This window comes from Psychrobacter sp. 78a-MNA-CIBAN-0178 (assembly GCF_040309625.1).
GTDB classification, from domain to species: domain Bacteria; phylum Pseudomonadota; class Gammaproteobacteria; order Pseudomonadales; family Moraxellaceae; genus Psychrobacter; species Psychrobacter okhotskensis.
This window is the reverse complement of record NZ_JBEOOZ010000070.1, coordinates 1-891: the sequence shown is the minus strand read 5'-3', so window position 1 is coordinate 891 and position 891 is coordinate 1. Positions and strand designations below refer to the sequence as shown.

The 891-nt window shown below is 39.6% G+C and carries 1 protein-coding gene and 1 pseudogene; both read left to right on the top strand.

What is annotated here, in order from left to right; all coding sequences use genetic code 11:
* Positions 1–39: 39 nt before the first annotated feature.
* On the top strand, positions 40–342 hold the full coding sequence (locus AAEY80_RS14270; protein ID WP_350588512.1) for an IS630 transposase-related protein: 303 nt from the start codon (positions 40–42) through the stop codon (positions 340–342).
* Between the two features lie 37 nt (positions 343–379).
* Positions 380–877, top strand: a pseudogene (locus AAEY80_RS14265) (IS630 family transposase); the annotation flags it as partial.
* Positions 878–891: the final 14 nt, after the last annotated feature.

Below are 891 nucleotides of genomic sequence, written 5' to 3'. Positions count from 1 at the left end.
CTATAGTCAAAGAACCAATAAACAGTTACACTAAAGTCTATGGCATACTCTAAAGATTACAGACAAATGATACTAGACAAACTTGAAATGGGTTACAGCTATAGACAGCTTGTCGAAGAGTATCAAATCAGTGCGACCACTATACAACGTTGGAAGAAAAACCCTGAACCCAAGGTGTATAAACGTGTTCCCTATAAAATAGACAATGATGCTTTAATAGCAGACGTTAAAGAGCATCCTGACGACTATCATTATGAGCGAGCAAGGCGATTCAACTGCAGTGATAGAGGTATATCAAAAGCCCTAAAGCGTCTTAACATCACTCAAAAAAAAGACACTTAATCACCCCAAAGCGGATGAAGAGCTAAGACGCTTATTCCTTGAGCAGTTGCATCATTTTGAAAAAGATGACAGAGCAATCATCTATCTAGACGAAAGCGGTTTTAAATCCCACGACAACCGTCCGCATGGCTATTCATACAGGGGTCAGCAGTGCTTTGGTGACTATAATTGGCAACTAAAGAATCAGACCAACGCTATTGGCGCCATTCAAAACCATCAACTATTTGCCGTTGGGCTTTATGATTGCAGTATCAATAGCGATGTCTTTTACAGTTGGGTGACCCAACTGCTACTTCCTGAGTTGCCTAAGAATAGTGTTATCGTCATGGATAACGCTACCTTTCATAAAAGATTAGATATACAAGAGCTTATAGAAGAGGCAGGGCACACTATTTTATGGCTACCACCTTATAGCCCAGACTTAAACCCTATTGAGCAGATGTGGGCTTGGGTCAAAAGAAAACGTAAAGAGTGGCGTATTGATTGCATCGATACATTATTCTTTTATTTTCTTTGGCTCTGTGACTCTTTTTAATTTCGTTGACTATA

Excerpts from the sequence above, each read along its gene's own strand:
- AAEY80_RS14270 (WP_350588512.1), top strand. The coding sequence starts at position 40 with ATGGCATACTCTAAAGATTACAGACAAATGATACTAGACAAACTTGAA.